This is a genomic window from Bacillus sp. FSL K6-1106, assembly GCF_038005245.1.
Taxonomy (GTDB): domain Bacteria; phylum Bacillota; class Bacilli; order Bacillales; family Bacillaceae; genus Bacillus; species Bacillus altitudinis.
In genome coordinates, this window is record NZ_JBBOSV010000001.1 from 45974 (window position 1) to 71603 (window position 25630).

Below are 25630 nucleotides of genomic sequence, written 5' to 3' on the forward strand. Positions count from 1 at the left end.
GAGCACATCACTTGCGATGTGCTTTTCTTTTTCTAAAAAAATGTAGATATGGGATCACATTTTTCTTTACAATGAGAAGAGGACAAAAATGAAAAGGGGTTCTGTGATTGGATATTGTATGGGGGTATGTACTCGTTTTTATATTGGCTGCTTTACCTTTCTTTGAAGTGGTTGGTGTCGTTCCGCTGGGGATTTTAAGTGGTCTGCATCCTGTGACAACGGCAGTTATTGGATTCGTCGGCAATTTTCTTACCGTCTTGCTACTCATCGTCTTCGTGGACCGATTTAAAGCGTGGTGGCTGAAGAGGAAAGAGGAGAAACATGATGAAAAAGGAGAGAAAAAACAGTTGAAAGCCAGAAAGGTTTGGGAACGGTACGGTCTCCCTGGTCTGGCACTTATTGGTCCTTTTATTATTGGCAGTCATTTAGCGGCTTTTATGTGTATGAGCTTCGGTACGAAAAGAAAACAAGTCACTGTGTGGATGACGGTCAGTTTAATCATGTGGACCGCATTAGCTGCTAGTTTAACGGGTGCGGGGTTCCATTACTTTGCCCCAGATTCAAATGGGTTGTTCGGAGATATTTTTAGCAAGTAAGCAGGGGAGAGAGGATAACAAATGACACATCAAACACGGATCGTGCTTGAAACAGAGCGCCTCAGACTGAGAACAATGGATGAAGACGATGCGCCTTTTTTATATGAAAAGCTGTTCCAAGATGAAGAGGTCATGAAGTATTATCCTTCACTAAAGGATGAAAAGCAGACAAAAGAGTGGATTGCTTGGAATCAAAAGAATGACCGCACATTTCATACGTCCCTGTGGATCATTGAAGAAAAAGAAACGAAGGAGCCACTTGGTCAAAGCGGAATTGTTCTCCAAAACGTCGAAGGACAAACAGAGCTTGAAATTGGCTATATGCTAAAGAGATCGGCATGGGGAAAAGGATATGCTGTTGAGGCCGCAAAAGGCTGTCTTGCGTATGGTTTTGACGAAATGAAGGTGAGGCGAATGGTCAGCTTAATTCGCCCTGACAATGAAGCGTCAGTCAAGGTCGCAATGAAAATGGGGATGAAAAAAGAAAAAACTATTTCAAAATGGGATCAAATGATTGATGTTTACAGTGTTACTCGTGACGGAAAAAGCGGCTCGCTTGAATCATAAGGAGAGCCGCTTTTTCTTTTATAGACGCTGTTCTAACTGAAGTAAATATTTCTTTCGTTCGATTCCCCCGCCATATCCGCCAAGTTCACCGCTTGTTTGAATGACTCGGTGACAAGGAATGATGATGGCCAACTGATTGGCACCATTTGCATTTCCAACTGCCCGAACCAAATGGGGATCGCCAAGCATGATGGCAAGATCTCGATACGATCTCGTTTCGCCTGGCGGAATCTGTAATAGAAGATCCCATACCCTTTTCTGAAAAGGGGTGCCATGTATAGAAAGTGGCACAGTAAACTGCGTGAGTTTCTTTTCAAAATATAAGGCCAATTCCTTTGCTAATTGCTGATGGACGTTTGTTTCTCCAACTAAAATACGGGCATGATGTTTTTTTCTGATGTTCTCAATTTCTCTTTCTAATCCTCGCCTGTCCATAAATTCAAGCAAATACACATGGGTTGCATCTGAAATGCTCATCATCCGCCCAATCGGAGTAGAAATAAAATTCGCATGCAAAATATTGACTTGCGCCTTTTTGGGTGGATTCCCCATGATTTTCGTAAAGGCATCATTGAAGGCACTGGAAGACTCGTAACCGAAGGTGACTTGCTGATCAATGACTTTTTTTCCGTTTAGAATCTCTTTAAACGCTAGCCCCATTCGGCGTGATCTAGCATATTGAACAAAGGTCATTCCATAGATTTCTTTGAATTTTCTCCGAGCTGTTGCAGAGTGAATCCCTAATTGGCGAAAATCTTCTTCTTTCCACCGTTTCTCAGGACTCTCTTCAACTGCTGATACAAGTGTTTTGACTTCTTCTGGAATGCTGTTAGGATATGTTAAAGGCGTGCATCGCTTACACGGCCGATACCCTGCAAGCAGCGCCTCCTCTGCTGTAAAGAAAAACTCGCAGTTCTCATATTTTGGTTTTCTAGCAGTGCACGTGGCATGGCAGAAGATGCCGGTTGTTTTAATACCAGCAAAAAACGTGCCGTCATATTGCGGATTCTTATCAACAAGTGCTTGATAAAATTCGTGTTTTTGTTCGTCGGTCATCATCATTTGATCCACCTCTTGTTTTATTATATCAGTGATGTGGTCGTTCCTCTTTCTATCATTTAGTATACTTCGCTTTCATCCACTTTCTTTCGAAAAATGAACAAGTATATTTGAAGGGAAAAAGCAAAGTGGTAGACCGGCATATCAGGGTGTGATACACTTTTTCATACAGAATCGGCTCTACGCTAGATCTGATTATCATGAATTGGTTTTCTAGGGTTCCGTGCGGGCAGCGCAGTCTGGACCGAGAGAAAACACATAGGGTCTAGACAATAGACCGTATGGACACGGAGGGATAAAAGCCCGGGAGATTTGATCAAACGATCGATTTCCGGGCTTTTTTTATTGCTTGGAATCGGTAAGAAAGGAAGAGATCGAATGAAATGGGGAAATGTTTTGATTGCAGCCGTATTTGAAGTCGGCTGGGTGATGGGGTTGAAATATGCTGGCTCTATATTGGAATGGAGTGCAACCATCGTTTGTATTGTTGTCAGCTTTTATTTACTCCTGAAAGCCACGACTGTACTTCCAGTTGGCACACTTTATGCCGTTTTCACCGGACTTGGAACAGCCGGTACGGTCATAGTAGGGATGGTCATGGGTGAGCCGGTACAGCTAGTAAAATTACTTTTGATCATGGTGCTTTTAAGCGGTGTATTAGGACTCAAATTGACCACAGGTGAAAAGAAAGGGGAGGCTGAATCGTGAGCTGGCTTTTACTCATTGGGGCAGGCATCTTAGAAATGCTTTGTGTCACCATGATGAATCAATTCCAGAAAGATCGCCATGTCAAATGGATTTTCTTCATAGCAGCTGGCTTTTCGCTTTCCTTTCTGATGCTGTCTCTTGCGATGAATACAATTCCGATGGGAACGGCGTATGCGATTTGGACAGGAATCGGAGCAGCTGGAGGAGCGATTGTTGGGATGCTGTTTTATGGTGAGTCGAAAGACGCAAAACGTATTTTCTTTATCGCACTGATTTTATCAGCAGCGGTCGGGTTAAAAATCATTGAATAAGAAAAGGCTGGCAAACATGTGCCAGCCTTTTTGCTACATCGAATGATGATTGGAATCGTTTTCATTTTTGCGGTAAAGCTGACTCACAAGCAGAAAACATACACCAAATGTAAGTAAAGGAATGAGTCTTTCTCCGGTCATAAATAGATAAATGCCCGTGATTAGACATACGATGCCGAGCCAAAAGCTCACTTTACCAAACAAAGTCATGTTTTTCATCTCCATCACTCCTTTTGTGATAAAAGGTCTATCCATATTATATCACGCCAGGTGCAGAATTGAATGAATATTCAATAAAAAACACGACGCTTAATTGCTTTTTCTCTTTCCAGTCCAGTATAATATTTCATTAGAATGAAAAATGTAAATGAGGTCATAAGACATGAGAACATTGATTACAGAGAAACTTGAATTACACAGACAAAAGCATGAGCAAAAAGGAAGGCTTTTAGTCAGCTGCCCGGATCAGCCTGGTATTGTGTCAGCTGTTTCTACTTTTTTATTTGAACATGGAGCAAACATCATTGAATCTAGTCAATACACAACAGATCATGAGAGCGGCCGGTTCTTTTTAAGAATTGAATTTGATTGGAAAGACATTTCGGCCAACTTAGATCAATTGAAAAGCAGTTTTGAGCCAATTGCGCAATCATTTCACATGACATGGAGCATGTCGCGTGCAAGTGATCTGAAAAAGCTGGCGATCTTTGTGTCCAAAGAGCTTCATTGTTTACATGAACTTTTATGGGAATGGCAAAGCGGTAATTTAATGGCTGAAATAGCGGTTGTCATCAGCAATCATGAAACGGCAAAAGATATAGTCGAAGCACTCGGCATTCCATTCCACTTCGTGAAAGCAAATAAAGACATTCGCCAAGATGCAGAAAAACAACAACTTGCATTATTAGAAGAATATGATATTGATGCGGTTGTGCTTGCGAGATACATGCAAATTTTGACGCCAGCCTTTATTGAACAGCACCCGAACAAAATCATTAATATTCATCATTCCTTCCTGCCGGCTTTTATAGGGGCTAACCCTTACAAGCGTGCATATGAGCGAGGGGTTAAACTGATTGGTGCGACTTCTCATTACGTGACAAATGATTTAGACGAAGGGCCAATCATTGAACAGGATATTGAGCGGGTAGATCATAGAGATGATGCAGAGGCATTAAAAAATATTGGCCGCACGATTGAGCGCAGTGTGCTTGCCCGAGCTGTCAAATGGCATCTGGAAGATCGAATCATTGTTCATGAGAATAAAACGATTGTGTTTAATTGACCGCTTGACTTTTCTGAAGCAATTGGTGATAATATAAAAAAATTAACGAGCGTTGAGAAGGAATAGTAAGCAGGACCTGCTGTGTAAAAGAGAGCAAATGACACGCTGAAACATTTGCCGCAGACAGCTGCTGAACCTACCCTTTGAGCCTTAGAGGAAAAATCTAAGCGCATGCCTGGCGTTACAGGAGTTGAGTGGAATAAGCAGACGTATGCTTATTCAATGAAGGTGGTACCACGGAAAATCCCTTTTTCGTCCTTTACATAAGGAGAAAAAGGGATTTTTTATGTGGTGAAAGGTATAGCGGAGGGAATCAATGATGAAAAAGCAAAGGATCGTCATAAAAATTGGTAGCAGTTCATTAACAGAGCAAAAGGGAGCCATTGATGAACACAAAATGCAGGATCATGTCAAAGCCATCGCAAAGCTAAAAGAGGCAGGGCATGAAATCATTCTCATTTCGTCAGGTGCCGTTGCGGCGGGATTTGGCAGTTTAGGATATCCGTCAAGACCTGTGACCTTAAAAGGGAAGCAGGCTGCTGCTGCTGTTGGTCAAGGCTTGTTAATGCAGAAATATACAGAACTATTTTCACAGTTTCAGATGACGCCTGCACAAATGCTTTTAACACGTAATGACTTTTCAGATCGTACAAGATATCGAAATGCTTACGCAACGATGATGGAACTGCTCGAAAGAAAAATTTTACCGATCATTAATGAAAATGACTCTGTGTCCATCGAAGAGCTTACCTTTGGTGATAATGACATGCTGTCAGCACTGGTCAGTGGCTTAATTCATGCAGACCAATTGATCATTTTAACAGATATCAACGGAATTTATGATGCCAATCCAAGTGAGAATCCTGATGCGAAGCGGTTTGATGTGCTGACTCACATTTCAGATGAATTGTTCTCATATGCGAAGAGTACGGGTTCAAAGGTTGGAACAGGCGGGATGAAATCTAAGCTTTCAGCTGCACAAACAGCTCTCTCCCTTGGCGTTAAAGTCTTCATTGGCACAGGTACAGGGGAAGACAAGCTTCTTCACATTCTCGCTGGTCAGGGGGACGGCACATATATTGGTGAACAAGACTTATCATCAGTCAATAACCGTCGCCAATGGATTCAATTCCACTCACCAGTCTCTGGGAAGATCATGATTGATGCGGGGGCAGAGGCGGCGATTTTGCATAATGGAAGGAGTCTTCTTCCAGCTGGTGTCATTGATGTAGCTGGTGAATTTTCTAAAGGAGAGGTCGTCGAAGTTGTTGGTCCAAACGGATTAGTCGGTAAAGGACAAACATTGTATGATTCAGATGAGCTTCTTGGCATTAAAGGGATGCGAAGTCATGAGCTTTCTTATGAAAAACCTGAAGTCATTCACCGAGATCACTGGGTTCAGCACGTACAAAACTGAGGAGGGAAAACGATGAATGAAGTTCTAGAAAAAGCAAAAAAGGCAAGCGCAGCCAAAGATCAGCTGCTATTAAAAACGACTGAACAAAAGAATGCTGCATTAGACGCTATTGCAAAAGCATTAAAAGCATCTTCAGCTTATTTAATTGCCGAAAACCAAAAAGATGTTCAGGCGGCTATAGACAAAGAGTTCACGCCATCTGTGATCGACAGAATTACATTAACAGAAGAGAGAATTGAAGCGATTGCAGACGCTACGCATCAACTCATTCAGCTCAAAGACCCAATTGGTGAAACATTAGAGACCATTCAAAAAGAAAACGGGCTTCTCATTGAAAAAGTACGTGTGCCTCTTGGAACGGTTGGGATGATTTACGAAGCAAGACCAAACGTGACAGTCGATGCGGCCACTCTTTGCTTGAAAACTGGAAATGCTGTGATTCTTCGAGGAAGTTCATCGGCCATTCATAGTAATAAAGCGATTGTGAAAGTCATTCATGAAGCGCTGCAACCAACGGATATTCCCGTAGACAGTGTACAATTGATTGAAGATACAGGCCGTGAGACGGCTAAAACCCTGTTCACTTTAAATGACTATCTAGATGTCCTTATTCCACGAGGCGGGAAACATTTAATTGATCTTGTTGTGAGAGAGTCTACTGTTCCAGTACTTGAGACGGGTGCAGGGAATTGTCATATTTACATTGATGAAACAGCCCAAAAAGAAATGGCTGAACAAATTGTTCTGAATGCGAAAACACAAAGACCATCTGTTTGTAATGCCATTGAGAGCATTGTCATTCATGAAACATGGGCAAAAGAACATGGCGCTTCGCTTTTTGAAGCACTTCAGACACATGGTGTAGAAATAAGGGGCGATGAAGCAGTATGTGCACTTGCACCTAGTGCCACATTAGCGACGACCACTGATTTTGAAACGGAATTTTTAGCGCCGATTGTCAGTATTAAAACCGTCAAGACCATGGAAGAGGCGATACAGCATATTCAAATGTATAGCTCTAAGCATTCTGAAGCGATCATTACGGAAAACGAGCAGCATGCGGCACTTTTCTTAACAGCCGTTGACGCTGCCGCTGTGTATCATAATGCATCTACCCGGTTTACAGATGGCTTTGAATTTGGCTATGGAGCGGAAATCGGCATTAGCACACAAAAATTGCATGCTAGAGGACCAATGGGTCTGCCAGCCCTAACCTCTGAAAAATTTGTGATTCGTGGTCAAGGACAAATAAGAGAATAACCCATCCAAAAGAGAGTCTTATCGCACAAGGCTCTCTTTTTCCTTTCATTTTTGTATTTCTTCGGTCAAGTATGATAAAATATGGTAATGTTTTATATTTTGAGAAGATTGGAGAAGGCAACGTATGGCGAAAATCATTCCCTCTTCGGATATTGGAGTGAAAATCAACAAGTGGTATGAATTAATCCGCAGATTTGATTCAGAACAAGCAGAACAGTTAAAGCAGGAAATTCGCACCTCTCTTGATTCAATGGAAGAAGATCAGAATTTGCTTCTCTATTTTTCTTTAATGGAATTCAGACATGAGGTCATGCTTGATTATTTAAAGCCATTAAAGGAAGGAAAGCTTCGCGCCAACTTTTCCGAGCTTTCGAAAGAAATAGATGAGCATCAAACGCATGTCACAGGCATGCTTGAATATTACTATCATTTCTTCAGAGGCATGTATGAGTTCGGCCGGAGAGAGTACATTGCTGCCATATCGTCCTATCAAAAGGCAGAGCACAAGCTTTCTTTTGTATCCGACGATATTGAACGTGCAGAATTTCATTTTAAAATGTCAGAAATATATTATCACATGAAACAAACACACATTTCGATGCACCATGCCAAACTAGCGCTGGATGTCTATATTCAGCACGAACTATATGCGCTTCGTACCATTCAGTGTGAATTTATTGTAGCCGGTAATTATGATGATATGAGAAGGCATGAAAAGGCATTGCCACATCTCGAAAGAGCACTTGCAAGGTCAAGAGACTTTCAGAATGTGCGTTTTATTGCTTCTTCTTTGTTTAATATGGGCAACAGTTATTACAGAATGGGAGACTTGAACCGCGCACTCGACTTAATGAAAGAATCCATTTCATTATTTGATCAAAACCAATCTGATCATCTTCGTCGATCGATAGACCCTCTTTATACAGCCGCTCAGATCTTATACAAACAAGGTAAAAACGATGAAGCATTATATTACAGAGAAGAATGTATGAAACGAGCAGAAGCTCTGCAGGATGACATTCATATTCAGAAGACCATTTTTTTAGAAGCGTTGTACTTACGACAAGATGCAGAGCATATTAAACGGATTTTCCATTTTTTAGAATCTTCTTATGCATATCCAGATATAGAAGAGCTGGCTTTAGACACCGCAAAGTATTATAATGAAATGGAGGATTATGAAAAATCTTCCATGTTCTATGGGGAAGCGGAACATGCTCGTATCTATATTCAGAGAGGGGATTGTTTATATGAATTTTAAAAAATGGGCAGTCGTCTGTACAAGCATCACGATCTTGGCATTATGGATCACATCACCTAATGCCGACCCCGATAACAGAAACCATACGCTAGAAAAACCGAATCCGCAGCATATCACGATCTGAAAAGCCCTTTTTAAAGGGCTTTTTTTATTGACCGCTTCAATCATCGTAGGTTGCACATTCATAAAAATAAAAAATGGAGGAAAGATGAAAGTGAGTGTTTTTCATTGACTCTTGAATTTAGATTGTGTACAATTCAATTGTAGAAAATATTAATAGAGCGAAAGAGGGTTATATCCATGTCAGAAGTTTTATTTACTGCAACGGTATCAGCTGTAGGAGGAAGAGAAGGTAAGGTTGTTTCAACAGATGGTGTACTAGAGCATGATGTAGCAATGCCAGGAACGCCAAGAGCGAAAAAGCTTGAGAAAGCAACGAATCCAGAGCAATTATTCGCAGCGGGCTATTCTGCATGTTTTGATTCAGCCCTTCAAATGGTCGCAAGACAAGAGCGTATCCGTTTTGAAAGTGAAGTAACGGCACATGTAAGCTTAATCAAAGACAGTTCAGACGGCGGTTTCAAACTAGGTGTCAAATTAGAAGTAAAAGGAACTGGAATTGAGCAATCTGCACTTGATGAACTTGTTCATAAAGCACACGGCGTTTGCCCATACTCAAAAGCAACGCAAGGAAACATTGAAGTAGAATTAGTAGCTGTCGCTCAATAATAAACATCAAAAAAAGGCTGAGGGAATATTCCCTCAGCCTTTTGATTGTGTTAATTTTTGCAAAAGCTCATGTAAAGAAGCGCGAAGTGTTTTCAGCTCTTCTTCTGATCTGCCTGTTCCAGACAGCATTTGAAATGGAATCGAAGTGGCCTTCTCTTGTAAAGCTTCTCCGTATTCTGTTAAACGAATTTGGACCGAACGCTCATCCTCTTTTGAACGTTCACGGATGATGAGTCCATTTTGTTCCATTCGTTTTAGCATAGGTGTGAGTGTACCGGAGTCTAAATATAAAAGCTCTCCCATTGTTTTCACATTTAATATCCCATGCTCCCATAACAAAAGCAGTGCCAAATATTGCGGGTATGTGATATTTAACTCTTCTAATAATGGTTTATATTGCTTCGTCATTTCTCTTGAACTTGCATATAACAAGAAACAAAGCTGATTTTCCAGCTTCATATGTTCAAATTCATTTGTCATATCTGTCACCAACTATTTTTTGTCATACTTATCATTGTATAAGATTTTCTTCCTTTTTAAAATAAATACAGACTAAAAATGAAAAATTCTTCAATGTGCCATAAATGTTTGAGCAACGAATAGAACGTGAAAGGTATAAGTAGAAGAAGGAGGAGATCAAGATGAAACCATTATTTACTGCAAAAGTAAAAGCACAGCACGGAAGAGCAGGACATGTTTGTTCTGATGATGGTGTGCTTGACCACAACATTGTGATGCCAAACGCAAAGAAAGATGGAGAAACTGGTACGAATCCTGAACAATTATTTGCAGCGGGTTATGCGGCCTGCTTCGGAGGGGCGCTTGAACAAGTCGCCAAGAAGCAAGGTGTCGAAATTGAATCAGAAGTAGAAGGACATGTCAGTCTATTAAAAGATGAAAGTAATGGCGGTTTTAAACTTGGCGTGAAGCTGATTGTTTCCGCTAAAGGGCTTGATCATGACAAAGCGAAAGAGCTTGTTGAGGCTGCACATGAATTCTGTCCATATTCAAAAGCAACAAGAGGAAACATCGAAGTAGAGCTCGAAGTGGCGGACTAATGAAAAGAAAAAAGGGCTAAAATTTAGCCCTTTCTCAAGCACCTACTGACACCTGCTGTGGAGCAGGTGTCTTTTTTTAATATTCTTTCTTTTTGTCGTATGTGTCCCATGCTTCAAATGGAGCAAGGGTTTTTTGAAGGGTCAGCTGGTAAAATGGAATGTTTCTTGATTCGTATTCTTTATTGATTTCTTCATAAATAAAGGAGTCATCAAAACCAGAAGTCGCTGCATCCTTGTGTCCAGCGGCAAAATATACGGCCTTTGGTCTAGCCCAATAAATAGCACCAAGACACATTGGACAAGGCTCACAGCTTGTATACAAAATACAGTCTTCTAATTGGTATGTATGTAGTGTTTGGCACGCCTTTCGAATAGCTGTCACTTCTGCATGTGCAGTTGGATCATTACTCGTTGTGACATTGTTGCTTCCCTCTGCAATAATCTGACCGTCTTTGACAATGACCGCTCCAAAAGGGCCGCCAGTGCCACTATTTACTCCTTCTACTGCAAGATCAATTGCGCGTTGTAAAAAAGCTTCGTGATTCATTGTCTTCCTCCCTTTGTTCGACTGACTTCTCTAGTATAAACGAATCATGATAGAAAAGGAATCATTGTAGGAGGAGATCGAACAGGACAATTTGCGGATAAAAAACCCCTGCCAAATGTTCAGCAGGGGAAGAGTGAGTCCATTATGCGTGCTGCGCTAGCTTTTTACGAGCGACTTCAGCAGCTGTCACCATGTTTTTCAAAGCAGCAATGGTTTCAGGTTCTTGTCTTGTTTTCAGTCCACAGTCAGGGTTGACCCAGAAGCGATCTGTCGGACATACGTTCAGTGCATCATCAATGATTTTACTCATTTCTTCAACAGATGGAACGCGCGGGCTGTGAATGTCATATACCCCAAGTCCAAGGCCTTTCAAATACGGGTGTTTTTCTAAATAATCGAGGAACCCGCCATGACTGCGTGAATGTTCAATCGTAATCACGTCTGCATCAAGGTCTTCAATCGTATCAACAATATCCTCGAAGTTACTGTAGCACATATGTGTATGAATTTGCGTTTCATTTTGAACAGACGATGTCGATAGACGGAATGACTCTGCTGCCCAGTTTAAGTATGCTGCCCAATCACTCTCTTTTAAAGGAAGACCTTCTCTTAGCGCAGGTTCATCCACTTGAATCACTTGAATACCCGCTGCTTCTAACGCTTCTACCTCTTTACGTAAAGCAAAAGCGATTTGGAAGGCAATGTCTTTACGAGAGATATCTGTTCTTGGGAAAGACCAGTTTAAGATCGTGACAGGCCCTGTCAGCATTCCTTTGACTTTTTTCTCTGTTAAGCTTTGAGCGTAAACCGTTTCTTTCACTGTCATTGGCTCTGTAAATTCTACATCTCCATAAATGATCGGCGGCTTCACGCAGCGTGATCCATAAGATTGAACCCAAGCGAATTTTGTAAAGGCAAATCCAGCGAGTTTTTCACCGAAGTATTCAACCATGTCTGTACGTTCAAATTCTCCATGAACGAGTACATCTAGGCCAATCTCTTCTTGAATATCAATCCATCTTTTTGTTTCTTTTTTAATAAATTCATCATACTCTGCATCTGTCCACTCATTTTTGCGCCATTTTTGACGAGCACTGCGCACCTCAGCTGACTGAGGGAAGCTTCCGATTGTTGTGGTTGGAAGAAGCGGCAGTTCAAGAGATTCATTTTGAATGCGTAGTCGTTCTTCAAAAGCAACTGGACGTTTAAAATCCTTTGATGAAAGGCTGTTGCGCTCTGCTGTCAGGTCCGCATTCGTTCCTTTCGCGAATTCTTTTAACGTCAGAAGTGCTTCATTTGCTGCATGGATGTCTGCATCAATGGCAGCCGCTCCTTTTGATAAGCCTTCTTTTAATAGCGTTAATTCAGCCAGTTTTTCAGTGGCATAAGAAAGTCCGTTTAATAGTTTTTCTTCAAGCTGTTCGCTCGGATGTTTTGCAACTGGTACATGTAGCAGGCTGCTTGAAGGCTGCAGCCATACTTCTTTCGGCTGCACGTCAGCAATCACTTCAGAAATAAACGATAATCTTTCTCCTAGATCTGATCTCCAAATATTTCTGCCGTCGATGATACCGGCTGCTAAAATTTTATCTTTTGGGAAGCCGTGTTTTTTCAATTGTTCAAGGTTTCGTCCTTGATCATGGACAAAATCAAGACCGATGGCTTCAACAGGATACGTCACAAGCTCTTCATAGGCATCTACTGAGTCAAAGTATGTTTGAAGGAGAACGTTTAAGGCAGGTACAGCTTCTTTAATCGTTTGATAGATGGCTTTTACTGCTTTCACGTCTTCACTTGAAGCTGTGACTAAAGCAGGCTCATCAATTTGAACCCATTTTACACCGGCTTCTTCAAGCTCTTTTAACAACTGAGTATAAAGCGGCACTAGGCGTTGCTGAATCTCTTTCACTTCATTGGCTTCATAGCCTTTAGAAAGAGAAACAAATGTATAAAGACCAAGAACGACAGGTTTTGTTTCAACACCAAACGCTTTTTTCACCTTTTCGTATGCTTCAAGCGGTTTGTTATGTGTGAGTTTGAATTCTGTGCTTTTTTCGTATTCTGGAACGATGTAGTGATAGTTTGTATTAAACCATTTTGTCATTTCACTTGAGACAGCATCTTTTGTTCCTCTTGCCATCGCAAAGTATGTATCTAGCGGGTCTTTCAAGCTGCGGAAGCGCTCTGGAATCCAATTGAACATAACGGCAGTATCCAGCACGTGATCGTAGAAGGTGAAGTCCCCAGAAGGAACAACGTCAATTTGTTGATCAATTTGAGTTTTAATAGCGGCTAAAAATTGTTCATCGAGTGTGCTTAAGAGGGTTTCTCGGTCAGTTTGACCTTTCCAATAAGACTCAAGTGCTTTTTTCCATTCTCTGTTTAAACCAATTCGCGGAAAACCTAGATTACTTGTTTTAACAATTGTCAATTCCAATTCCTCCTCTAAATATAAAAAGACACTCACACTCATGGTCAAGATTGATGAGGGCAAATGTCTGGTTTAAAAAGACAAAATGTGTGTGCGAAAGAAGGCGTAAGTATCAATGACGAACGCTTTTCCGACATCTCCTATCAACCGTAGGGGGTTTGATGTGATAGAGCGGCTGGTATCCTGGCTAGTGAATCTGCAAGCTTTTCATCCTTCCCATCTTCACGACAGTGGATGATTAACGAAAAGCTCTCCTCACTTACAGTGGCGGGACCGCGCCGGATTTTCACCGGTCTTCCCAATTAAAATTCGACGTGTGATCGAATTACCGACTCTCAAACTATGAATTTATTGTGTTCGATTATATAACGTTCACTTCATTTCGTCAAAGTAAATTTTGAATAATTTTAATTAAAAAAATCCTGAGAAAATTCTATCTTTTCTCAGGACCTAACATGTACCTATAGAGACAAAAGTTCTGCTTCTAATGTTTTCTCAAGAAGTACATCTGGTGCAGTTAAATATAAAAACCCGTTTCCTACAAGGGTTTTCGATTGTTTTAGCGGAAGGGTTCTCCGTACGAGCTGAGCATATACCTCAGGTTCTGTCAGCTTACGCTGGAACGCTTCTTCTTCGGCATTTTTAATAATGGCGAGTGCACCGCTCACATGAGGGGCAGCCATGGAAGTGCCTGTTAGTCTTCCGTATTTATGGTTAGGGAGAGTGGACAAAATGTCTTCACCTGGAGCGACGAGGTCGATTTCTTTATTCGCATTGGAGAATTCAGAGGATTCTCTTGCAAGAGAGACAGAGCCGACGGCAATGACCTCGTTGTATGCAGCTGGGTAGGAGAACTCTTCAGTACGCTCGTCTCCGTCACCTTCATTTCCTGCTGCGCAGACAACAAGCACACCGCTGCTTACCGCATGTTGGATGGCCTTTTGCAGTTCTGGTTCATTGCTTGGCCCACCGAGAGACATGGAAATAATATCAACCTTCTGTTCAACCGCATAGTTAATGCCATTGATAATCCATTCGTATTTCCCGCTGCCATTTTTCCCTCCAAGAACTTTCACGATCAACAGCTTGGCTTCAGGCGCAACACCTAAAATGCCGCCATTTTGATCCGTTGCTGCAATCGTTCCTGATACATGGGTACCATGCCCGTTGTAGTCTTTTACATTCTCAGCATCGCCATTGTCATCATCGGTAAAGTTTTTTCCTCCGATAATCTGATCTTTTAAATCGGGATGCTCCGTGTCGCAACCTGTATCAAGGACAGCAATGGTTATGCCTTTTCCTTTGAAGCCACTTGACCAAAGTTCGGGTGCTTTAATCTCCTGAATACTTTCCGGCGTCTCTTTCGCTTCCATCACATTGGCTTTTACTTCATACGGAATTAAGCGAATTTCACCTTTCATAAGAAAGCCCTCCTTATTTTGTTTTCAAAGTAGATTCAGGTTGCGTAATGTTATTGTATAAAACAAATGTTTGATCGGAAAGGGTCAATTGTAATAATTTTTCAAATAATCAAATAATTATTTATTGTGCAGTTCTCCTCATATCTTGCCGAAAGAAGTCACCTTTTGAGGAAAACTCTTAGTATCATATGAAAAAGAATGAAATGTTGCATAGTGAGCTTGCACCTGTACAGATGAAAATGGGTGAAAAGAACTAAAAAAGGCAGATCGAAAAAACAATCATATAAAGAGATAGAGGATGACAGAAAAGAAAAAGGTACATGGCATGTGCAGATAATTGTTTTTTCATTATAATGATCGAAGGAATATAAAATGTAAAAAGTATTTGACATTTTTTAAGCGGATGATATGATTGAAATGTAAAAAGTATTTGACATTTTGATTGGGAGGGGACTAACCGTTGGATGTTGTCAAAGTTGTGTATTCAGTCATCTTATTAGTGGTCGGACTGTTCATTTTTATCGCGCCTATGATTCAAAAGGGTGATGAAAGAAAGAGATTTATCTACTCAAAAGCTCAATCGTATGCATTTATGGTGGTCATTGGTATGCTTTTATTAGAAGTCGCAGAGTCTATATTTTTAACGACCCAAGGGAACAATTCTGATAAGGGGTTTGGGATTTCTCCCATCATGTTCCTAACTGTGATTTCGGTCATATATTTAGTTACATTACTCATATACAGAAAAAAATATGGTGATTAAATTGCAAAATCATATAAGAGAACTAAGGAAATCCATTAAATTATCCCAAGAAGAACTTGCTAAACGGTGTAAGGTCTCGAGACAAACCATCAATGCCATTGAAAACGATAAGTACGACCCTACTTTACAATTAGCCTTTGACATCGCCTCTGTTTTGAATACGACTGTAGATGAGCTTTTTGTCAGTCAACCTAAAAAGAAGTAAGGGACCAGCCTCAGAAAAGAGGCTTTTTTTGTTGATTTGTGTAATGTGAAAGGTTCAGCTGAAAATAAAAATCAACCATATTACATAACAATTCCTCATTCATGAAAAATAGAATATGAAGATTGTGACTGTTCCAATGGAGAAAGGCAACATATAATAATGGAAAGACAAGCTTGCCTTTCAGATAGGAGAGATAGAGATGAACAAAGGGAAGATACTCGTGGTAGAAGATGAAAAGAAAATTGCAAGAGTGCTGTCATTAGAACTTGAATATGAAGGATATGAGGTCACAGTCCAAGATACAGGGATGAAAGGACTCCAGGCGCTCGAGGAGGAGAGTTTTGATTTAGTGCTTCTAGATGTCATGCTTCCAGAATTAAGCGGACTTGAAGTGCTTAGAAGGGTTCGAAAGACAAATACGGCAACACCGATCATTTTGATTACCGCAAGAGGAAGTGTTCCCGATAAGGTCAGCGGTCTTGATCTTGGGGCAAACGATTATATTACAAAACCCTTTGACATAGAAGAATTATTAGCGAGAATTCGTGCACAGCTAAGGTTCAATCACAATGCGCAAGAGGAAAAGGAAATTGAGCTAAGTATTGCAGATTTAACGGTGAATGAGAAAACAAGAGAAATTCAAAGAGGCGGTCAGACGCTTGAGCTGACACCAAGAGAATATGACCTGCTTGTTCATTTATTGAAACATCAGCAGCAAGTGCTCACAAGAGATCAGCTTTTAACAGCTGTTTGGGGTTTTGATTATTTTGGTGACACGAACGTGGTTGATGTCTATATTCGCTATTTAAGGAAAAAAATCGATTACCCGTTTGAAAAACAATTGATTCACACAGTGAGAGGTGTGGGTTATGTGATGAAAGGTTAAAGCATGAGATTAAAAAATAAGATCCAGCTTTATACATCGTTGTCCTTGTTTTTAATGGTGCTGCTGTTTCATACAGCGATTTATTTTATTTTTTCAATGACTTTGACGCAAAAAGATATGTCCAGACTGTCGGAAGTAGCTGAAAATATTGCGATTGCACTAAAGAAGTCAGAAGAAGAGGGCCTTCCATCTTCAGAGCTTCTGAAAGCGTATCTGCCTCAAAATGGTATGATCCGTGTCGTCACAGAGAAAGGTGAATCAAAGCTGACCGTCACGAAGGAATCTACGTTCAGCTCACTTCCTTTTACATACGAATCTGGTCAGACAGCAGAAATTCAAGAATACAATAAGCATATGATTGCGTTCGCGGCTATCCCTGTCATTTGGACGAATGGGGACATTGTGTCGCTGCAAGTATATGAAGAAATTGAAAATACAGAAGAGAACTTGGCGTTATTAAAAATGATTTTAATCACTACTGGCGTTTTGTTTATTGTGCTTTCTTATTTTGCAGGCCACATTTTAACAAAACAAATTGTCCGCCCAATTAGTCGAATGACCAATACGATGAAAGCAAGTATGAGAGAAAAGGCATTTAAACGAATTGAATTAACAGGCGATTCAAAGGATGAACTGTATCAAATGGGTCAAACCTTTAATGAAATGGCCGAAATTCTCGAGAAACATTATGAGAAAGAGCAGCAATTTTTGCACGATGCTTCTCATGAATTGAAAACACCCATTACCGTCATCATGAGCTACAGCAATTTACTAAAACGCTGGGGGCAAAGCCGGCCAGAGGTCGTAGAAGAATCCTCTCAAGCCATTCATGATGAGGCAAAAAAAATGAAAAGGCTGACAGATCAACTACTCACACTGGCGAAAAATGGGCAGCCGCTTTACTTGGACATGAAGCCGGTTGATCTTGGTCATTTGTGCAGCCAAGTTGGTCATACACTTGAAGTGGCAACCAATCGAACCATCCTTACTCATGTACAAACAGATCAGCCTGTGATTGCTGAAGGAGACGAAGAGAAGATCAAACAGCTTTTGACCATCTTGATTGATAATGCGGTTAAATATAGTGCAGAGCCAGTTGATGTGAACTGCGGACGAGCAGGAGAGAAACCGTTTATTTCGGTTGTTGACAAAGGAATAGGCATAAAAGAAGAGGATCTGCCGAAAATCTTTGACCGCTTTTTCCGTGTGGATGAAGCGAGAAACAGTGAGACGGGCGGGACTGGACTTGGCCTGTCAATTGCGAAGCAAATTGCTGAAGAGCATGGGGCTGAGCTAAAGGTAGACAGCCGTATCGGTGAAGGAACCGTGATGACCATTCTTTTTCAGAAATAAGTAGGTCTTTTCTCATCAATTTCTCATTTCCTCCTTATAAAATAGGAAATAGGAAGGAGGCGCTGCATGTCTAAAAAAATGAAAATGCTGCTTACGCTCACAGGATGTCTTTTCATTCTTGTGGCCTTTGCAATGCTCATGATTCAAACCATTGACCAAAAAATATTAAGCGAAGCAGACATTAAAAAAATCATCGCAAAAGACTACAATGGAAACATCACAAATATTGATCTGATCAATCATAAACAGGACTATACATTGACGCTTGAAAATTCAAATGGCATCTATCAAATCATTGCATCTTCCTCAAGCGGTCAAATGAAAGAGATGAAACAGTTAAAGAGCTATCAAAAACCAAATGAGAAAAATGCCGAACTCCAAGCAGAAGAAGTGGCAGTGAAAAAAGTGAAGGGTACCGTGATTCAAAAGAAAGAAAAATCGGATCGCTTTATCTTTACGATTCAATCAAAAAAAGAACTGTATCAAGTGGATGTTGAGAAAGACACGTTCAAGGTGATTGAAGCAGAAAAGAAAAAGCCAACCTCTAAAGAAAAGAAGCTGACAAAAATAACGGTAGAAGAAGCCATTCAGATTGCCGTAAAAGAAGTGGGCGGCACAGTGGATGATGCAGATCTTGAAACTTTTAGCGGAATGCTCGTGTTTGAGGTAGAGCTTGATTTGCCGGATGGAAGAGAGGCAGAGGTGTTAGTGAATGCCTATACAGGAGATATTGAAGGCATTACGTACGAAAACTAATCATTTTCTCATGATTTTCTCATGTTCCTTTCCTTCCTTTATCATCTTGTTTTTTTAAGATAAAGGAGAAATCAAACAGAGGAGGAATGAAATATGATAAAAAAAGTACTAGTAGCTACAGCATTCACAGGAGCCCTTGTCGCAGGTGGTTTCACCCTTCAAGCGCAAAATACCAATCAAACGGCAAATGCCGAACAAGTGGTGCAAAAGAAATCTTCTTTTGTCTCAAAGAAACAGGCTGAAAAAGCAGCATTAAAAGTTGTGAAAGGCTATGTAGATGATGTAGATCTTGAGCGTAAAAAAGGAAAATGGGTATATGAGGTCGAGATTAAAAAAGGCGGCTTTGAATATAAAGTATATGTCGATGCCAAAACAGGCAAAGCGCTCAATGATCCAGTCAAAGAAAAGAAACAAAATGTAAAAATCACCAAAAAACAGGCTGAACAAATTGCCCTTGCAAAAGTAAAAGGAACAGTCACAGATTCAGAATTAGATAAAGAAAATGGTGTGTACTTGTATGAAATTGAAATTACGACACCAAGCGGCGAAGAAGTTGATTTTGAGATTTCCGCTAAAACAGGCAAAATCCTCAAGCAAGAATGGGACGATTAAGGTATAAATGAACCTTTGAGCGTGATAGAAAACCTTTGCAGCCCTAGGAAGGACGAGTACTGGCGCGGGGCGAAATTGACATTCGTGAGCACCAGCACGCACACGCTGAACCTTACACTTTTATGTGTAAGGTTTTTTCATTGGGACAAACTACTGGAAAGGAGGCGAGAGAATATGATGAAGAAAAAAGAAGAAGAACAGACGATGGATCGTGCGGAATATGTTCCCCATCCTGATGGAGAAGGATATGCTTTGTTTTTGCATGATTCTTTTCATCTCCTCTCCCAAGAGGATATGAATCAGCCAGAAGAGGAATAGAAGACATGAAAGGGCGATGGTCAACTTGTCTATCGCTCTTTTTTTGAAAAGTAAGCGAATACATCAGAAAACTTGGCATCTTGCTTATTGACATCATTGCGCTTTTTCTGTAATCTCAGTGTGTCAACAATATGAGACTTCGTTAGGTGAGGCTCCTGTATGGAGATACGCTGCTGCCCAAAAATGTCCAAAGACGCCAATGGGTCAACAGGAATCATCGACATAAGGTGATTTTTAATGCAGCTGGATGAATCCTATGCCATACAGTGCTAAAGCTCTACGATTGAAGGAGCAAGTGTTTATTTGTCATGCTTACAAAGCGCCTTCATTCGGTTGAAGGTGCTTTTTTATGAGAAAAGGAGGTGTGGGGATGGATCATCCCGATTCGAGACACATAGAGAGTATCTCAAAAGATCAGATTGACGCATCAGATAGAGGAGATCCTGACCCCCGCACAATCTAAGGGATTCGGGTATCTCCTGATTTTGGGGAGGTAACAGCGATGATACAGAATATTACGTACGATGAACTCATTTTACGCATCATTATTTTACTAAGAGATGGAAAACGTAAAGAATTTAAAAACATTATGGAAGAACTTCAGCCTTATGATATGGCCTACTTATTCAAGGAGCTTCCAGAAAAACACCGCGGCCGCTTTCTCAGCTTTTTAACAGTCGATGACGTGACGGAAATGATGGGTGAACTGGAGCGGGAATATCAAGAGATTGTTCTTGAAAAAGTAGGGAAAGACAAAGCCACCTTCGTCACAAACAAAATGGATAACGATGATCTAGCCAACTTGTTTGATGAGATGGAGGATGAGCTGAAGGATCAGCTTTTATCTAACATGGAAGCAGAGGAATCCAAGGCCGTCCAGCTTCTCATGAATTACCCTGCTGAGACAGCAGGCCGGATCATGACCAATCGGTACGTTTGGATTCCGCAGCATTATACGGTTCAGGATGCCGTGGTGAAGCTGAAAAGCTTTGCTGAAATTGCAGAATCGATCAACTACTTATATGTCATAAATGATCAAAAACAGCTTGTAGGGGTACTCTCATACAGGGATCTTATTTTAGGTGAACCGGATGAAAAAGTGCAGGATCTTATGTTTACAAGAGTCATTGCCGTTGGTGCCTTTCAAGACCAGGAAGAAATCGCAAAGCTCATTGAGCGATATGATTTCCTTGCCATCCCTGTTGTAGAAGAGAACAATGTCTTAGTCGGAATTGTGACAGTCGATGATATCATTGATGTTGTGATTCAAGAGGCAGGAGAAGACTATGAAAAGTTTGCTGCCTCTGGTAAAGATATCACGTTCGACACACCGGCATTTGTGGCGGCATACCGCCGTCTTCCATGGCTCATTTTGCTTCTATTCATTGGGCTGATTTCAGGCAGTATCTTGAATTATTTTGAAGATACCTTGCAGCAAGTCGTTGCTTTAGCATTCTTCATGCCGATGATTGCAGGTATGACAGGGAATACAGGGACACAGTCTCTAGCGGTTGTCATTAGAGGATTGTCAAAAGAAGAATTAACGAAAAAAACCATTATGCGCTTGATTTTCAGAGAGCTGAGAACAAGTATTTATATTGGGATTGTTTGTTCAATCATTATTACGGTCGTTGCCATGGTATGGCAGGGCAATATGATTTTAGGTTTTGTTGTTGGTTCCTCGCTTCTTGCAACACTGATTATTGGGACAATGGCAGGTACGGTCGTGCCGATTATTTTACACAGATTAAACGTCGACCCAGCCATTGCATCTGGACCGTTGATCACAACATTGAATGATATTTTATCCTTACTCATCTATTTTGGAATTGCAACAGCATTTCTTCATACACTGATGTAGTCAAAAGACTGTAAAATGTAACGTTTTACAGTCTTTTTTGAATAAAGATTGCATATAGCGCTTCCATCCTTTACATTTTAAGGAGAAGGTGGGAGAAAAAAATGAAGAAGTTTTTATTCATTTTCATGTGCATTGTTTTGCTAAGTGCATGTTCAAGAGAAGACGAGGGGAAAGACAGAAGACTTGTGGCATCAGAGCATATGTTAGAAGCGATAACTGAAGGAAATAAACGAAAAATGGACAATGTCTATGTCGAAGGCGCAGTCCCAAGCCCAAGTGACATTCTTAAATCGAAAAAGGAATGGGGAATTGAGACGCTTTCTTATGAAGATTTTCAATTGGAAGAAGCCAGCATCCACGTCTTTCATGCAAATTATAAAGATGCAAACACTGGAGAAAAAAAGGCGCTTGCCTTTCGGGTGAAAGAAGATCCTGAAAAAGGCGGCGTACGAATTGACTTTGTAGGGGTTGTTGAAGGAACTGACGCTTCATCTAAATAAAAAGAATCGTTCATATGCTTGGCATAAGTTGAGATAATGTAAAAGGATAGAAGAGCTGAAAGAATGACGCTCTATCTATCCTCTTTTTTTAACACACATGATCTTATTAATGAAAACAATGATTTGTCTCAGATCACATATTCGTAATGCCTATTAACTCCATAAATTGTGACAGAGCACTGGTCATGTACGAATCACGTCGCCTGATCAACACAGTGGGCACGATCCGATGTGGTTCCGGTAATGGATGACAGGTAAATTTGCCTTCCCCCCGAGATTCAACCATAGATTTTGGTAATATAGTCACTCCCAGCCCGCTTTCAACACATTTAAGGACGCCCTCTAACGTACCATATTCCATGACCTTCATAGGAGGATAGCCGTTGTTCTCTAGCCACTTTTGCCATCGTCCTAAATAAATACAATGGGCGAATGACGAGAGCAACGGCTCATGTAAAATAGATTCTACCTGGAATTGCTCCGTGGAGTAGCTTGTAATGAGAACGAGGGATTCTTCCAATACAGGATACTCGATGATTTCTGGATGAAGAATTGGCCCATCTACTAACGCGCTGTCTACTTTGTAGTTGAGGATAGCGCTAACTTGGTCGACTGTAGGTGCCATATACAAGCTCAATTCTACTTGTGGAAATTTTTTGTGATATTCTGTGAAAATGCTGGGCAATCTTGTAGATGCGGTGGACTCTATAGATCCAATGTGTAAAGAACCCCGCGGAGTAGAGGAAAGCTTTACTGCTTCTATCGCTTCTTCGTAATCGTATAGTAATTTATTTACATAGGGCAGCAGTTCACGTCCTGCAGGCGTTAAAGATATTTTCTTATGATATCGATAGAGAAGAGGTACACCTAACTCTTGTTCAAGACGTTGGATTCTTGCGGTGACATTGGACTGCACATAATTTAATTTTTGAGCAGCTTTTGTGATGCTTTGTTCAATGGCAACGGCTTTAAATACTTCCAAAGATTTAATATCCAAACTAACTCTCCTTTTTTGCATCACAAATTGTGATGATCTATATGCTATTTTTTGATTTTACGTGATCCAAAGAAGTATGTAAACTAAATGATAGAAGAGGTTGATGCTCATTGCGGCGTCCCTTTTATCTGATCGAGAGGAGAAAATGAGAATTTTTTAGCTGTGGCAACTAAAACAGACGTTTCCATTTAATAAGGAGGGGAATCGATTGATTTCAAAGGTAAATATCGAAGAAAAATTTTCGCAAATAAATGATTATTGGAATCCTAGAATAGGTGGAGAGTTGAACGACTCATACATGAAAATGGTAAAAATGAAGGGTGAATTCATTTGGCATCACCATGATGATGAGGATGAAATGTTCTTTGTGTGGAAAGGCAATCTAGTCATCCGTTTTAGGGATAGGGAAATAACGCTTCATGAAGGAGAATTTCTTGTGATTCCAAAAGGAGTTGAACATCAGCCAATTGCTGAAGAAGAAGTTCACTTGCTCTTAATAGAACCCAAAACGACGCTAAACACGGGGAATGTGCTCAATGAACGAACTGTTTCGATTCCTGAACAAATTTGAAAAACTAAAACGTTAAAGATCAAGTACCTTAGGGGATAAATAGTTGAATGGTTGTTTTAGCTAATAACGAGGCTGCAATTGCTGCCTCGTTTTGTTGCTTCAATGATTCAAGATGAGCTGTAACGCATTTCCTTTCGCTACCTGAAATAGACTCTTCAGTAAGAATCGGCCTTTGGGTCAGTTCGTGCTTTCATCGTTTCATAAACAGGTCGTCAGATGCTAAGTCTATTTTGCTGAGTAAGCATTTTTTATTTAGTTCATCGATTCTTATACCGGAAGTGTGCGTTAATTTGGCCTTCCAGCATTTTTTTCTTATATTGTCCGCTTTTTAATGCCTGTTCTTTTTTCTTCATGTCTTTTAAAATTTCCGCTGTCTGCACACCATCTTCCCGTTTATTGGCGATATCCATTAAACGTTCTACATCAGAAAAAGAATATTTCCGTGTGCCTCTTGTTGAGCGCTGGGGGTAGATGAGTTTACGTTCCTCATAATATCGGATTTGCCTGACGGAAAGTCCTGTTAATTCACTGACAATCCCGATTGAAATGACTTTTTTATCTTTATAAGATACATCTTCCTGCGTCATATCCTCACCCCTGCAAGTCTTTTCTTCATATTATATCGAACAGTCAGTAAAAAAACCTAACGTTTGTTAGATAATATAACACAAAAATGAATAAAGTGAAAAACAATGGAAGGAAAATTAACATATAAAGTGCAAATTATATCACGTGAACATATGATAAGAAAAAGAAAAAATAAGGAGGAGGCGCACTTGATGGAGAAAACACAGATCATCCGTATGGCAAAAGAAATCATCGCATTAGATGTGAAGAGGGATGAACTGCTGGAGCAGTTCATGCAGGCTGCGGGTCAGAATGCACATGCTCTTCTTAGAGCCGTACAAAATGATTTGTATAAAAAGTCCTCATAAGCACCCGATCCATATCCATTGATAGGAGGGGAGATGTCATGCGGCGTATATTAAAAGAAGCTTTAGCGAAAGAAAGACATTATTATACGAAGCAGCTTTGCTCACTTGGGGTGTATAGCCCTGATATGACCAAGAACATGACAATTAGTGACTTAAAAAAAGAGTATCATTTCTTTTTCAACAAAACCGATCGCTATCTTTAACATCCCTTATCATGTGCTTTGTCACATGAAGGGTTCTTTTTTGTGTGTTTAATATTATAGCAATATTGAATTTTGTAGAAATTTGACGAATCAAATGTAAGAAAATATAGAGCCTTTACAGATTATGTTAAAATTTGTCGTAACATGATGGTTTGCTGGAAAAGCTTTTTTTCGAGATGATTGTGAAAAATAAGAAGGATTTTAAAAGTTTATATCGAAATCTTATACATAACACGAATGGAGTCACTTATGTGGTTGAAAGGGTTTTCAAAAACGTACTTCTATTTTTTACGAAAGGCTCCAACTGCACCGCAAGAAAGCCTTGAAGTTAAAAAAATATTATAAGAGGTAGATATGTGATGAGACTATCGTTTAATGAAGAAGAAGTAGAACGTTCAATGACGCTTTACAAAGTTTTTGCAAGGGCATTTAAAAGCGTTTCCGAACACAGTATTAGAGACAGCAAGGAGCATGGATTCAATCCAACTGAATTTGCCGTTCTCGAATTACTGTATACGAGAGGTGCTCAAAAACTTCAGCAAATCGGCTCAAGACTCCTGCTTGTCAGCGGGAATGTTACGTACGTAATTGACAAGTTAGAACGAAATGGTTTCATTGAAAGAGAACAGGACCCAAAGGATAAGCGGTCAGTTTATGCTCATTTAACGGATAAAGGGCGCAGTTATTTGGATAAGATTTATCCAATCCATTCTCTTCGAATTGCGCGGGCGTTTTCTGGTCTTTCGCGTGAAGAACAGGAGCAATTAATTAGTCTGCTGAAAAAAGCAGGTATTCACAGTCAGCATTTGTTATTTAGATAAAACGAAAAGGTGCCATGGTTGGCACCTTTTAGATTGTTGACAAAGGGCTAAAATGAACTTGATTTTAGCCCTTTGTCTTCTTTTCAGCCCAGCGTGATAGAAAACCTTTGCAGTCTAGGAAGGACGAGTACTGGCGCGGAGCGAATTTGTCATTCGTGAGCACCAGCACGCAGGACTGACAAAGAATGCGAGGGTTTGT

At 40.4% G+C, this 25630-nt stretch carries 32 protein-coding genes, 3 riboswitches and 1 other annotated feature; of the genes, 24 read left to right on the plus strand and 8 right to left on the minus strand.

The window, feature by feature from the left end:
* Nucleotides 1-107: 107 nt before the first annotated feature.
* Together MHI20_RS00250 and MHI20_RS00255 are read left to right on the plus strand one after the other, a co-directional pair.
* Nucleotides 108-596, plus strand: a complete 489-nt coding sequence (locus MHI20_RS00250) for a small multi-drug export protein (protein ID WP_007498817.1) — start codon at nucleotides 108-110, stop codon at nucleotides 594-596.
* A 21-nt stretch (nucleotides 597-617) separates the two neighbouring features.
* Nucleotides 618-1163, plus strand: a complete 546-nt coding sequence (locus tag MHI20_RS00255; protein ID WP_041507405.1) for a GNAT family N-acetyltransferase — start codon at nucleotides 618-620, stop codon at nucleotides 1161-1163.
* Between the two features lie 18 nt (nucleotides 1164-1181).
* Here MHI20_RS00255 and MHI20_RS00260 read toward each other — a convergent pair whose 3' ends face one another.
* Nucleotides 1182-2225, minus strand: a complete 1044-nt coding sequence (locus tag MHI20_RS00260) for a bifunctional transcriptional activator/DNA repair enzyme AdaA (protein ID WP_029575425.1) — start codon at nucleotides 2223-2225, stop codon at nucleotides 1182-1184.
* A gap of 199 nt (nucleotides 2226-2424) precedes the next feature.
* Nucleotides 2425-2534: riboswitch (guanidine-I (ykkC/yxkD leader) on the plus strand.
* 66 nt (nucleotides 2535-2600) lie between these two features.
* Here MHI20_RS00260 and MHI20_RS00265 point away from each other — a divergent pair.
* Nucleotides 2601-2930, plus strand: a complete 330-nt coding sequence (locus tag MHI20_RS00265) for a DMT family transporter (protein WP_024719620.1) — start codon at nucleotides 2601-2603, stop codon at nucleotides 2928-2930.
* On the plus strand, nucleotides 2927-3241 hold the full coding sequence (locus MHI20_RS00270; RefSeq protein ID WP_017367096.1) for a DMT family transporter: 315 nt from the start codon (nucleotides 2927-2929) through the stop codon (nucleotides 3239-3241). The genes MHI20_RS00265 and MHI20_RS00270 overlap by 4 nt, the downstream gene beginning before the upstream one ends.
* Nucleotides 3242-3274: 33 nt before the next feature.
* On the opposite strand, the gene MHI20_RS00275 is transcribed toward MHI20_RS00270, so the two are convergent.
* Nucleotides 3275-3460, minus strand: coding sequence for a hypothetical protein (locus tag MHI20_RS00275; RefSeq protein WP_017359125.1), 186 nt, complete (start codon nucleotides 3458-3460; stop codon nucleotides 3275-3277).
* Nucleotides 3461-3623: 163 nt separating this feature from the next.
* On the opposite strand from MHI20_RS00275, the gene purU reads away from it, so the two are divergent.
* The 6 genes from purU (at nucleotide 3624) to MHI20_RS00305 (ending at nucleotide 9193) form a co-directional block, all read left to right on the plus strand.
* Complete coding sequence (gene purU, locus MHI20_RS00280) at nucleotides 3624-4526, plus strand: formyltetrahydrofolate deformylase (RefSeq protein ID WP_340936225.1); 903 nt, start codon at nucleotides 3624-3626, stop codon at nucleotides 4524-4526.
* A 43-nt stretch (nucleotides 4527-4569) separates the two neighbouring features.
* Nucleotides 4570-4789, plus strand: a binding site (T-box leader).
* Nucleotides 4790-4845: 56 nt separating this feature from the next.
* On the plus strand, nucleotides 4846-5943 hold the full coding sequence (gene proB, locus MHI20_RS00285; protein WP_061420873.1) for a glutamate 5-kinase: 1098 nt from the start codon (nucleotides 4846-4848) through the stop codon (nucleotides 5941-5943).
* Nucleotides 5944-5955: 12 nt separating this feature from the next.
* The gene (locus MHI20_RS00290; protein ID WP_041092333.1) at nucleotides 5956-7203 is read left to right on the plus strand and encodes a glutamate-5-semialdehyde dehydrogenase; all 1248 of its coding nucleotides are present in this window, start codon (nucleotides 5956-5958) and stop codon (nucleotides 7201-7203) included.
* Nucleotides 7204-7327: 124 nt separating this feature from the next.
* The gene (locus MHI20_RS00295; protein ID WP_024719625.1) at nucleotides 7328-8464 is read left to right on the plus strand and encodes a Rap family tetratricopeptide repeat protein; all 1137 of its coding nucleotides are present in this window, start codon (nucleotides 7328-7330) and stop codon (nucleotides 8462-8464) included.
* Nucleotides 8454-8588 carry a hypothetical protein gene (locus tag MHI20_RS00300; RefSeq protein WP_008346190.1) on the plus strand — a complete coding sequence of 45 codons (135 nt, stop codon included), beginning with the start codon at nucleotides 8454-8456 and terminating at the stop codon, nucleotides 8586-8588. Before MHI20_RS00295 ends, MHI20_RS00300 begins: the two co-directional genes overlap by 11 nt.
* A gap of 176 nt (nucleotides 8589-8764) precedes the next feature.
* A complete protein-coding gene (locus MHI20_RS00305; RefSeq protein WP_007498801.1) occupies nucleotides 8765-9193 on the plus strand; it encodes an organic hydroperoxide resistance protein in 429 nt (142 codons plus the stop codon).
* Nucleotides 9194-9226: 33 nt separating this feature from the next.
* On the opposite strand, the gene MHI20_RS00310 is transcribed toward MHI20_RS00305, so the two are convergent.
* Nucleotides 9227-9673: a MarR family winged helix-turn-helix transcriptional regulator gene (locus tag MHI20_RS00310; RefSeq protein WP_024719627.1), complete on the minus strand. Its 447-nt coding sequence runs from the start codon at nucleotides 9671-9673 to the stop codon at nucleotides 9227-9229.
* A gap of 161 nt (nucleotides 9674-9834) precedes the next feature.
* On the opposite strand from MHI20_RS00310, the gene MHI20_RS00315 reads away from it, so the two are divergent.
* Nucleotides 9835-10251 carry an organic hydroperoxide resistance protein gene (locus MHI20_RS00315; protein WP_340936235.1) on the plus strand — a complete coding sequence of 139 codons (417 nt, stop codon included), beginning with the start codon at nucleotides 9835-9837 and terminating at the stop codon, nucleotides 10249-10251.
* 76 nt (nucleotides 10252-10327) lie between these two features.
* Here the strand turns inward: MHI20_RS00315 and MHI20_RS00320 are convergent, their stop codons facing one another.
* The 3 genes from MHI20_RS00320 to MHI20_RS00330 all read right to left on the minus strand — a co-directional run bounded on the left by MHI20_RS00320 (nucleotide 10328) and on the right by MHI20_RS00330 (nucleotide 14650).
* Complete coding sequence (locus MHI20_RS00320; protein ID WP_008346184.1) at nucleotides 10328-10798, minus strand: nucleoside deaminase; 471 nt, start codon at nucleotides 10796-10798, stop codon at nucleotides 10328-10330.
* A gap of 142 nt (nucleotides 10799-10940) precedes the next feature.
* Nucleotides 10941-13229 carry a 5-methyltetrahydropteroyltriglutamate--homocysteine S-methyltransferase gene (gene metE / locus MHI20_RS00325; protein WP_041092339.1) on the minus strand — a complete coding sequence of 763 codons (2289 nt, stop codon included), beginning with the start codon at nucleotides 13227-13229 and terminating at the stop codon, nucleotides 10941-10943.
* Between the two features lie 156 nt (nucleotides 13230-13385).
* A riboswitch (cobalamin riboswitch) is annotated at nucleotides 13386-13578 on the minus strand.
* Nucleotides 13579-13690: 112 nt separating this feature from the next.
* On the minus strand, nucleotides 13691-14650 hold the full coding sequence (locus MHI20_RS00330; RefSeq protein WP_007498796.1) for a S8 family peptidase: 960 nt from the start codon (nucleotides 14648-14650) through the stop codon (nucleotides 13691-13693).
* 460 nt (nucleotides 14651-15110) lie between these two features.
* On the opposite strand from MHI20_RS00330, the gene MHI20_RS00335 reads away from it, so the two are divergent.
* The 9 genes from MHI20_RS00335 (at nucleotide 15111) to MHI20_RS00375 (ending at nucleotide 21904) form a co-directional block, all read left to right on the plus strand.
* Nucleotides 15111-15413: a hypothetical protein gene (locus MHI20_RS00335; protein WP_041092341.1), complete on the plus strand. Its 303-nt coding sequence runs from the start codon at nucleotides 15111-15113 to the stop codon at nucleotides 15411-15413.
* A gap of 1 nt (nucleotide 15414) precedes the next feature.
* Complete coding sequence (locus MHI20_RS00340; RefSeq protein ID WP_008346178.1) at nucleotides 15415-15618, plus strand: helix-turn-helix transcriptional regulator; 204 nt, start codon at nucleotides 15415-15417, stop codon at nucleotides 15616-15618.
* Between the two features lie 199 nt (nucleotides 15619-15817).
* Complete coding sequence (locus MHI20_RS00345) at nucleotides 15818-16504, plus strand: response regulator transcription factor (protein ID WP_008346176.1); 687 nt, start codon at nucleotides 15818-15820, stop codon at nucleotides 16502-16504.
* Between the two features lie 3 nt (nucleotides 16505-16507).
* Complete coding sequence (locus MHI20_RS00350; RefSeq protein ID WP_039170294.1) at nucleotides 16508-17857, plus strand: ATP-binding protein; 1350 nt, start codon at nucleotides 16508-16510, stop codon at nucleotides 17855-17857.
* Between the two features lie 66 nt (nucleotides 17858-17923).
* The gene (locus MHI20_RS00355) at nucleotides 17924-18613 is read left to right on the plus strand and encodes a PepSY domain-containing protein (protein WP_041507401.1); all 690 of its coding nucleotides are present in this window, start codon (nucleotides 17924-17926) and stop codon (nucleotides 18611-18613) included.
* Between the two features lie 93 nt (nucleotides 18614-18706).
* Complete coding sequence (locus MHI20_RS00360; protein ID WP_008346169.1) at nucleotides 18707-19225, plus strand: PepSY domain-containing protein; 519 nt, start codon at nucleotides 18707-18709, stop codon at nucleotides 19223-19225.
* A gap of 174 nt (nucleotides 19226-19399) precedes the next feature.
* On the plus strand, nucleotides 19400-19543 hold the full coding sequence (locus MHI20_RS00365) for a hypothetical protein (protein ID WP_008346168.1): 144 nt from the start codon (nucleotides 19400-19402) through the stop codon (nucleotides 19541-19543).
* 131 nt (nucleotides 19544-19674) lie between these two features.
* Nucleotides 19675-19838: riboswitch (M-box (ykoK) riboswitch) on the plus strand.
* Nucleotides 19839-20045: 207 nt separating this feature from the next.
* Complete coding sequence (gene mgtE / locus MHI20_RS00370) at nucleotides 20046-21404, plus strand: magnesium transporter (RefSeq protein WP_007498785.1); 1359 nt, start codon at nucleotides 20046-20048, stop codon at nucleotides 21402-21404.
* Between the two features lie 101 nt (nucleotides 21405-21505).
* The gene (locus tag MHI20_RS00375; RefSeq protein WP_007498783.1) at nucleotides 21506-21904 is read left to right on the plus strand and encodes a hypothetical protein; all 399 of its coding nucleotides are present in this window, start codon (nucleotides 21506-21508) and stop codon (nucleotides 21902-21904) included.
* Between the two features lie 133 nt (nucleotides 21905-22037).
* On the opposite strand, the gene MHI20_RS00380 is transcribed toward MHI20_RS00375, so the two are convergent.
* A complete protein-coding gene (locus MHI20_RS00380) occupies nucleotides 22038-22901 on the minus strand; it encodes a LysR family transcriptional regulator (protein ID WP_039170301.1) in 864 nt (287 codons plus the stop codon).
* Nucleotides 22902-23109: 208 nt separating this feature from the next.
* Between MHI20_RS00380 and MHI20_RS00385 the strand changes: the two genes are divergently transcribed.
* The gene (locus MHI20_RS00385) at nucleotides 23110-23472 is read left to right on the plus strand and encodes a cupin domain-containing protein (RefSeq protein ID WP_081105410.1); all 363 of its coding nucleotides are present in this window, start codon (nucleotides 23110-23112) and stop codon (nucleotides 23470-23472) included.
* 257 nt (nucleotides 23473-23729) lie between these two features.
* Here the strand turns inward: MHI20_RS00385 and MHI20_RS00390 are convergent, their stop codons facing one another.
* Nucleotides 23730-24059, minus strand: a complete 330-nt coding sequence (locus MHI20_RS00390; RefSeq protein WP_007498778.1) for a MerR family transcriptional regulator — start codon at nucleotides 24057-24059, stop codon at nucleotides 23730-23732.
* A 192-nt stretch (nucleotides 24060-24251) separates the two neighbouring features.
* On the opposite strand from MHI20_RS00390, the gene MHI20_RS00395 reads away from it, so the two are divergent.
* The 3 genes from MHI20_RS00395 (at nucleotide 24252) to MHI20_RS00405 (ending at nucleotide 25431) form a co-directional block, all read left to right on the plus strand.
* Nucleotides 24252-24407, plus strand: coding sequence for a hypothetical protein (locus MHI20_RS00395; RefSeq protein WP_008346151.1), 156 nt, complete (start codon nucleotides 24252-24254; stop codon nucleotides 24405-24407).
* A 38-nt stretch (nucleotides 24408-24445) separates the two neighbouring features.
* Complete coding sequence (locus MHI20_RS00400; RefSeq protein WP_008346148.1) at nucleotides 24446-24610, plus strand: hypothetical protein; 165 nt, start codon at nucleotides 24446-24448, stop codon at nucleotides 24608-24610.
* A 356-nt stretch (nucleotides 24611-24966) separates the two neighbouring features.
* Nucleotides 24967-25431, plus strand: a complete 465-nt coding sequence (locus MHI20_RS00405) for a MarR family winged helix-turn-helix transcriptional regulator (RefSeq protein ID WP_088004396.1) — start codon at nucleotides 24967-24969, stop codon at nucleotides 25429-25431.
* The last annotated feature ends 199 nt before the right edge of the window (nucleotides 25432-25630 follow it).

Excerpts from the sequence above, each read along its gene's own strand:
- MHI20_RS00255 (WP_041507405.1), top strand. The coding sequence starts at position 618 with ATGACACATCAAACACGGATCGTGCTTGAAACAGAGCGCCTCAGACTG.
- MHI20_RS00300 (WP_008346190.1), top strand. The coding sequence starts at position 8,454 with ATGAATTTTAAAAAATGGGCAGTCGTCTGTACAAGCATCACGATCTTG.
- MHI20_RS00395 (WP_008346151.1), top strand. The coding sequence starts at position 24,252 with ATGGAGAAAACACAGATCATCCGTATGGCAAAAGAAATCATCGCATTA.
- MHI20_RS00260 (WP_029575425.1), bottom strand. The coding sequence starts at position 2,225 with ATGATGATGACCGACGAACAAAAACACGAATTTTATCAAGCACTTGTT.
- MHI20_RS00320 (WP_008346184.1), bottom strand. The coding sequence starts at position 10,798 with ATGAATCACGAAGCTTTTTTACAACGCGCAATTGATCTTGCAGTAGAA.
- MHI20_RS00375 (WP_007498783.1), top strand. The coding sequence starts at position 21,506 with ATGAAGAAGTTTTTATTCATTTTCATGTGCATTGTTTTGCTAAGTGCA.
- proB (WP_061420873.1), top strand. The coding sequence starts at position 4,846 with ATGAAAAAGCAAAGGATCGTCATAAAAATTGGTAGCAGTTCATTAACA.
- MHI20_RS00315 (WP_340936235.1), top strand. The coding sequence starts at position 9,835 with ATGAAACCATTATTTACTGCAAAAGTAAAAGCACAGCACGGAAGAGCA.
- MHI20_RS00365 (WP_008346168.1), top strand. The coding sequence starts at position 19,400 with ATGATGAAGAAAAAAGAAGAAGAACAGACGATGGATCGTGCGGAATAT.
- purU (WP_340936225.1), top strand. The coding sequence starts at position 3,624 with ATGAGAACATTGATTACAGAGAAACTTGAATTACACAGACAAAAGCAT.
- MHI20_RS00305 (WP_007498801.1), top strand. The coding sequence starts at position 8,765 with ATGTCAGAAGTTTTATTTACTGCAACGGTATCAGCTGTAGGAGGAAGA.
- MHI20_RS00345 (WP_008346176.1), top strand. The coding sequence starts at position 15,818 with ATGAACAAAGGGAAGATACTCGTGGTAGAAGATGAAAAGAAAATTGCA.
- MHI20_RS00360 (WP_008346169.1), top strand. The coding sequence starts at position 18,707 with ATGATAAAAAAAGTACTAGTAGCTACAGCATTCACAGGAGCCCTTGTC.
- MHI20_RS00275 (WP_017359125.1), bottom strand. The coding sequence starts at position 3,460 with ATGAAAAACATGACTTTGTTTGGTAAAGTGAGCTTTTGGCTCGGCATC.
- MHI20_RS00400 (WP_008346148.1), top strand. The coding sequence starts at position 24,446 with ATGCGGCGTATATTAAAAGAAGCTTTAGCGAAAGAAAGACATTATTAT.
- MHI20_RS00355 (WP_041507401.1), top strand. The coding sequence starts at position 17,924 with ATGTCTAAAAAAATGAAAATGCTGCTTACGCTCACAGGATGTCTTTTC.
- mgtE (WP_007498785.1), top strand. The coding sequence starts at position 20,046 with ATGATACAGAATATTACGTACGATGAACTCATTTTACGCATCATTATT.
- MHI20_RS00290 (WP_041092333.1), top strand. The coding sequence starts at position 5,956 with ATGAATGAAGTTCTAGAAAAAGCAAAAAAGGCAAGCGCAGCCAAAGAT.
- MHI20_RS00295 (WP_024719625.1), top strand. The coding sequence starts at position 7,328 with ATGGCGAAAATCATTCCCTCTTCGGATATTGGAGTGAAAATCAACAAG.
- MHI20_RS00330 (WP_007498796.1), bottom strand. The coding sequence starts at position 14,650 with ATGAAAGGTGAAATTCGCTTAATTCCGTATGAAGTAAAAGCCAATGTG.
- MHI20_RS00310 (WP_024719627.1), bottom strand. The coding sequence starts at position 9,673 with ATGACAAATGAATTTGAACATATGAAGCTGGAAAATCAGCTTTGTTTC.
- MHI20_RS00265 (WP_024719620.1), top strand. The coding sequence starts at position 2,601 with ATGAAATGGGGAAATGTTTTGATTGCAGCCGTATTTGAAGTCGGCTGG.
- MHI20_RS00350 (WP_039170294.1), top strand. The coding sequence starts at position 16,508 with ATGAGATTAAAAAATAAGATCCAGCTTTATACATCGTTGTCCTTGTTT.
- MHI20_RS00390 (WP_007498778.1), bottom strand. The coding sequence starts at position 24,059 with ATGACGCAGGAAGATGTATCTTATAAAGATAAAAAAGTCATTTCAATC.